General features: G+C 72.0%; 5 protein-coding genes. 4 read left to right on the plus strand and 1 reads right to left on the minus strand.

Annotated features, from left to right (window positions below):
* Positions 1 to 164: 164 nt before the first annotated feature.
* Both QI554_RS31750 and QI554_RS31755 read left to right on the plus strand, forming a co-directional pair.
* Positions 165 to 1,646, plus strand: coding sequence for an amidase (locus QI554_RS31750; protein ID WP_281474829.1), 1,482 nt, complete (start codon positions 165 to 167; stop codon positions 1,644 to 1,646).
* Between the two features lie 107 nt (positions 1,647 to 1,753).
* Positions 1,754 to 2,875, plus strand: coding sequence for an alpha/beta hydrolase family protein (locus QI554_RS31755; RefSeq protein WP_281474830.1), 1,122 nt, complete (start codon positions 1,754 to 1,756; stop codon positions 2,873 to 2,875).
* On the opposite strand, the gene QI554_RS31760 is transcribed toward QI554_RS31755, so the two are convergent.
* Positions 2,758 to 4,116, minus strand: a complete 1,359-nt coding sequence (locus tag QI554_RS31760; RefSeq protein WP_343230829.1) for an MFS transporter — start codon at positions 4,114 to 4,116, stop codon at positions 2,758 to 2,760. The two genes, QI554_RS31755 and QI554_RS31760, sit on opposite strands and share 118 nt — an antisense overlap.
* 436 nt (positions 4,117 to 4,552) lie before the next feature.
* Here QI554_RS31760 and QI554_RS31765 point away from each other — a divergent pair, with 436 nt between their 5' ends.
* Together QI554_RS31765 and QI554_RS31770 are read left to right on the plus strand one after the other, a co-directional pair.
* The gene (locus tag QI554_RS31765) at positions 4,553 to 5,632 is read left to right on the plus strand and encodes an NAD(P)H-dependent amine dehydrogenase family protein (RefSeq protein WP_281474831.1); all 1,080 of its coding nucleotides are present in this window, start codon (positions 4,553 to 4,555) and stop codon (positions 5,630 to 5,632) included.
* Positions 5,629 to 6,108, plus strand: a complete 480-nt coding sequence (locus QI554_RS31770; RefSeq protein ID WP_281474832.1) for a carboxymuconolactone decarboxylase family protein — start codon at positions 5,629 to 5,631, stop codon at positions 6,106 to 6,108. Before QI554_RS31765 ends, QI554_RS31770 begins: the two co-directional genes overlap by 4 nt.
* Positions 6,109 to 6,143: the final 35 nt, after the last annotated feature.

A 6,143-nucleotide genomic window follows, 5' to 3' on the forward strand; every position in this document is an offset into this window, starting at 1 on the left:
GCGTCCGGAGGCGTACGCGGGCGCGCCGTCGCGTCCCCTGGCACTCCGCGAAGCGCCCCCGGTACGCTCGAAGCAAGGGCTACCGACGAGTAGCCCGGTGCCCCGGCGAGCCGGGGCACAGCGGCACGTGGGTCCCCTGGCGGGTTCGGCAAGGAGGCGCGGCGGTGGAGTACGAGGAGTACCGCGGGCACGACGCGGTGGGTCTGGCCGGGCTGGTGGCGAGCGGCGAGGTCAAGCCCGCCGAACTGCTCGAACTGGCGATAGGGCGCGCCGAACAGGTGAATCCCGACCTCAACGCGATCGTCCGGCCGATGCACGACCTGGCCCGTGAGCGCGCGAAAACGCCGCTGTCCGGCCCGTTCGCGGGCGTGCCGTTCCTGATCAAGGACCTCGCGCAGGACTACGCGGGCCTGCCGACCGGCAGCGGCTCGCGCGCCCTCGCGGACATCCCGATGCCCGAGCACGCCGAGGTGGTGCGCCGCTGGCTGGACGCCGGACTGGTGGTCTTCGGCAAGACCAACACGCCCGAGTTCGGCGCCAAGGGCATCACCGAGCCGGACGCCAACGGCCCGACCCGCAACCCGTGGAACACCGCGCACACGCCCGGCGGTTCGTCCGGCGGCTCGGCCTCGGCGGTGGCGGCGGGCATCGTCCCGGTGGCGGGCGGCAACGACGGCGGCGGCTCGATCCGGATCCCGGCGGCGTGCTGCGGCCTGTTCGGCCTCAAGCCGAGCCGCGGCCTGGTGCCGAGCGGTCCGGCGTACGCGGAGATGCTGCACGGCGCGGCGGTCAACGGCGTGCTCTCGCGCAGCGTCCGCGACTCGGCGGCGATGCTGGACGTGCTGGCTGGCCACGACCCGGCGGGCCCCTATGTGCCCGGCCTGCCCGACGCGCCGTACGCGGAACTCGCCAAGCGGGCGCCGGGCACGCTGCGCATCGGCTTCGCGACCGCGTCCCCGATCGGCACCGACGTCTCCCCGGAGGCGGTCGCCGCCGTCGAGGACGCCGCCGAGCTGCTGCGTTCGCTCGGCCACGAGGTCGAGGAGGCGGCGACCGGTGTCGACGAGCGGCAGCTGGCCCGCGACTTCCTCACGATGTGGTTCGCGTCGATGGCGGCCGAGGTCGACCACGTGCGCCAGGCCACCGGCTGCGGCGAGGACAAGTTCGAGCTGGACACCCGCATCATGGCGGCGGTCGGTCGGGCCACCAGTGCGCGCACGTACGTCGCGTCGCACAACCGGTGGAACGAGCACAGCCACCGGCTCGCCCGCTTCCACGAGCGGTACGACCTGCTGCTGACCCCGACACTGGCCCATCCCCCCGCGCGGGTGGGCCAGTTGGCCACTCCGGCGTGGATGGAGCAGGCCAGCCGGGTGCTGCTCGCGGTGCGCGGGGCGGGGCTGTTGGCGAAGACGGACCTGGTGGACCGGATCGCGGACGAGAACCTGCGCTGGACGCCGTACACGCAACTGGCCAACATCACCGGGCGTCCGGCCATGTCGGTGCCGACGTACTGGACGAAGAGCGGCCTGCCGCTGGGCGTTCAGTTCGTCGGCGCGTTGGGCGCGGAGGGCTCGCTGCTTGCGCTCGCGACGCAACTCGAAGAAGCACGACCGTGGTTCGACCGGACTCCGGAGCGGTTCTGACCGCTTCTGACCGACTGACGGAAGACCGGCGGAACCGGAAGGGCCGGGTGGACGTTGTCCGACTCCGGCCCTTACTCCGGGGGTCGCGGAGCGGTTGACTCGGTGTCATGACAACGCCCGCACCGGCCCCTCCGGTTCCGCCGGACCACCCGGGGCCGTACAAGATCGGCAAGTTGGAGTTCCCGTTCTGGACCGGCGGTCCGGGGTTCACACTCGCCAAGATCAGCTATCCGGCCGTGGAGGACGACGGCTGGCTGGCGCACGCGGACAGGAGCGACGGCCCCTACCCCGCGATCGTCCTGGCGCCCGCGACGTGGACGGGCGCGAACCTGTACGACTGGTTCACCGACTACGTGGTGCGGCACGGCTACATCGTGTTCCGGTACTTCCCCGAGAACATCATGGCGCTGGACCCGCACATGCACGCCGACACGATCACCGACGCGCTCGACAAGCTCGTCGACGTCAACCACGACCGGTTCAACCCGCTGCGCGGCATGGTCGACACGAGCCGGTTCGGCGCGGCCGGCGTGTCGCTCGGCGGCGCCGGGGCGCTCATCGCGGCGGCCCGCGACAAGCGCGTTCGCGCCGTCATCGGCTTCGCGCCCGGGCGCAACGAGCGCGAGCCGCAGAAGTACGCGCTGATCGACACCGAGGTCGGCAGGCTCGCCACACCGGTGCTGATCATGTCGGGGCAGAACGACCGCATCTCCCCCGGATCGGGTGTGCACTACCACGACCTGGTCCCGCAGGGGTACAAGACGTACCTCGAGATCACCGGCGGCAACCACGTCCAGTTCCTCGACCCGAGCGACGTGGACATCCGGCTGCCCGGCCTGCCGCGCGACGGCAAGCCGGGCATCACGTTCGCCGAACAGCACGCCACCGCGAACATCTACGCGACGGCGTTCTTCAACGCGGCGCTCAAGGGCCAGGACGTGTGCCAGTCCTACGTGAACGGCGACCTGTGCCAGATCGCGCTGAAGGAGGGCGTTCTCTGCGACATGCGCCACCTGACCGGCCCGCTCCCGGCACCGCCGCCGCCGGCCGGCGTGATCGCGGCGGCCACCGCGGCCGCCGCCGCGCCCCTCGCGGTGCTCGGCTCAGCGGCTCAGGCCGGGGTCTCGCTGCTCGCGGGCGCGACGCGGGGGGTCGACGCGCTGGTGCGCGGCGTCGGGCGCACGCTCAGGGACGCCGCAGGCTCTTTCACGGGCAGGCCCGCGCCCTGAGCGGCGTCCGCCGGGCCCGACCCGACCGCCTCACGGGTCGGGCCCGGCGGGTCGCCGGGCTCCGCCAGGAACCGCCCGAGCACGAGCGGCAGCACCGGCACGAAGCACAGGATGGTGAACACCGCCTGAGGGCCGCGCGCGTCCGCAACCATGCCGAACAGCGGTGCGGTCAGGCCGCCGACGCTCACCGCGAGGCCGAGCGTGACCCCGGCCGCGGTGCCGGGGCGGCTCGGCAGGTAGTCCTGGCCGAGCTTGACCAGCACCGCGAACGGGATGTTGAGCGCCAGCCCGGTCAGGAACACGAACGGCAGCGGCGCGTACGGCCCCGGCGTCATCCGCAACGCGACCATCATCGGCAGCAGCGCGAACCCGCCGGCCTGCACGGTGCGCACCAGGCCGATGCGGTCGGCGATCCGGCCGCCGAGCAGCGTGCCGGCCACACCGCCGGCGAACGCGCACGTCAGCGCGACACCCGCCAGCGTGTGCGACGCGCCGAGCCGGCGCATCCAGTACAGCTCCAGGAACGTCGCCATCCCGGAGAACATGATCGACCGCACCACCTCGATGGCGGTCAGCACGAAGAACGGCCGCCACCGGTCCGCCCCGGTCCGGTGCGCCGACGCGGCGGCGGCCAGGGCGCGTTGCCGGTGCCGGTTGCGGTGCAGGACGTACGCGACGAGCACCGCGGGCGGGATGAACAGCACCGTCGACCCGACGCCCCACGCGACGAGCGCGGGCGTCGCCAACACCGGTGCGAGGAAGAACCCGACGCTGCCGCCGGCCGCGAACACGCTCATGGCGCTCGCGCTCTCCCCCGCCGCCTCACGCGCGGCCTTGCCCGCCGCGGGGTGGAACATCGCCACGCCGAGGCCCGAGATGAGGATCAGCGTCCAGACCGCGAAGTACGGCTGTACGACGCCCGACAGGCCCACGCCGAGCCCGGCCAGAGCGACGCCCGCGGCGGCCATCCACCCGACGCGCATGCGGTCGACGACGACACCGAGGAACGGCTGCGGGACGGCGCTGCCGAGCGTCGCGGCGAGCGTGAGGCCGGACGCGGCGACGTAGCTGTAGTCCCGTTCGAGGACGAAGTACGGGACGGTGGCCGGAACCAGCCCCTGGTAGAGGTCGTCGACGGCGTGCGCGACGCCCCACAGGCGCATGCGCCGCCACACGCCCCCGAGTCGGCCGGAATCCGCCGGTCCGCCGTGCGTTCTCTGGTCCTGGTCGTGCGCGCTCATGGTGGTGCTCCGCCCCCTGGGTTCGTACGCGGTTCGCTGACGTCGCACCAGCATCGGCGGTGGACCGGGTCGGTCGGCAGCCGAGAACCTGACCGGTTGTGTCGATAACCCGCCACGTCGCCGAACGGCGGTCGGGCGTCGTCCGCTTCGGCTCCACTGAGCACGTCCGCGGCCGCCCGAGGCCCGTCCCGAGGCCCGCCCGAGGCCCACGAAGACCGTTCCCGCGTACGGAAGTTGAGGTGGGCAAGGAAAAATTTTCCGGCGCCCGAAGTGAGACGATCGGACACCCGATGACTCATTTTGCAAGGCGCGCAAGGGGTCTGCGCAGCGCCGGAATTGGACTTTCGTTCAATACCCGTGGTGATCGATTCAGGGGTCGAAAACTAACGCGTGTGCCACCTAGGAATGGCACAGTCCGCTTGCTATCTTCCGCCGCATGATTTCCACGGTTGTCTGGGGCACCGGCAACATCGGACGCCTCGCGATACGGGCGGTCGATGCGCATCCGGAACTCGAACTCACGGGCGTGATCGTCAACAACCCCGCGAAGGTCGGCCGCGACGCGGGCGACCTCGGCGACCTCGGGGCGACGCTCGGCGTCGCCGCCACCGACGACATCGAGGCCGTGCTCGCCGCCCGGCCGCAGGCCGTCGTCTACGCGGCGTCCGGCGACATCCGCCCCGACGACGCGCTCGAGGACATCTGCCGGGCGATCCGCGCCGGCGCCGTGGTGGTCAGCCCCGCGCTCTACCCGCTGTACGACCCGCGCAACGCGCAGCCGGAGTTCATCGAACCGGCCGAGGCCGCCGTCGCGGCGGGCGGCGGCTCGCTGTTCGTCTCGGGCGTCGACCCGGGCTGGGGCAACGACGTGCTGCCGCTGCTGATCAGCGGCCTCGGCTCGCGCGTCGACGTGATCCGCTGCCAGGAGATCTTCGACTACTCGACGTACGACCAGGAGGACTCGGTCCGCAACCTGGTCGGCATGGGCCAGCCGATGGACTACGGGCCGCCGATGCTGTGGCCGGACATGCCCACCATGGTGTGGGGCGGCCAGATCCGGCTCATGGCCCGCGCGCTCGGCGTCGAACTGGACGAGATCCGCGAGACCGTGGACCGGCGCGCGCTGGACGAGACGGTCAGCACGACGACCATGGGCGACTTCGAGGCCGGCACGCAGGGCGCGATCCGGTTCGAGGTGCAGGGCATCGTCGGCGGCGAGCCGCGCATCGTCATCGAGCACGTCACGCGCATCCACCCGTCGTGCGCGCCGGACTGGCCGACGCCGCCGGACGGTGCGGGCGCGCACCGCGTGGTCATCGAGGGGCGCCCGCACATCGAGGTCACCGTGGAGGCCGTCGACGAGGGCGGCAACCGCGCCGCGGGCGGCAACGCGACCGCGGTCGGCCGCCTGGTCAACGCCATCGACTGGCTGGTGGCCGCGGAGCCTGGCGTGTACGACGCGCTCGACGTCCCGCTCCGCCCCGCCGTCGGAAAGCTCGGAAGGAAGCAGCCATGATCATCGACATTCCCGAGGGCGAGGACGCCATTCCGTACGTGTGGGCCGAGATGGTCCCCGAGATCGGAACCGCCGCCGCGACCTTCTCGATGTCCGTGTACGACCACAGCAAGCTCGGCCTCCGCGAATTCGAGGCGGCTCGGCTGCGGATCGCCCAGATCAACGGATGCGTTTTCTGCCTCGACTGGCGTACCGAACGCGACGGCGAGAAAGTCGAGGAGGAATTCGCCGACGCGGTCTCCGAGTGGCGCACCACCGACCGGTTCGACGAACGCACCCGGCTCGCCGTCGAGTACGCGGAGCGTTACACGCTCGACCACCACAACCTCGACGACGAGTTCTGGGCGCGGATGACCGCGCATTACACACAGCACGAGATCGTCGAGCTGACGATGGCGCTCGGCTCGTGGATCGCCTTCGGGCGGCTCAACCACGTGCTGGGGCTCGACAGTGTCTGTGTGATCTCCGCGCACTGACCGGCTGACGGCGGCCCGGCCTGCCCGGGCCGCCG

The sequence above is a fragment of the Yinghuangia seranimata genome (assembly GCF_029953285.1).
Lineage (GTDB): Bacteria > Actinomycetota > Actinomycetes > Streptomycetales > Streptomycetaceae > Yinghuangia > Yinghuangia seranimata.

Coding starts and splice junctions, on each gene's coding strand:
- QI554_RS31755 (WP_281474830.1), top strand. CDS start 1,754: ATGACAACGCCCGCACCGGCCCCTCCGGTTCCGCCGGACCACCCGGGG.
- QI554_RS31760 (WP_343230829.1), bottom strand. CDS start 4,116: ATGAGCGCGCACGACCAGGACCAGAGAACGCACGGCGGACCGGCGGAT.
- QI554_RS31765 (WP_281474831.1), top strand. CDS start 4,553: ATGATTTCCACGGTTGTCTGGGGCACCGGCAACATCGGACGCCTCGCG.
- QI554_RS31770 (WP_281474832.1), top strand. CDS start 5,629: ATGATCATCGACATTCCCGAGGGCGAGGACGCCATTCCGTACGTGTGG.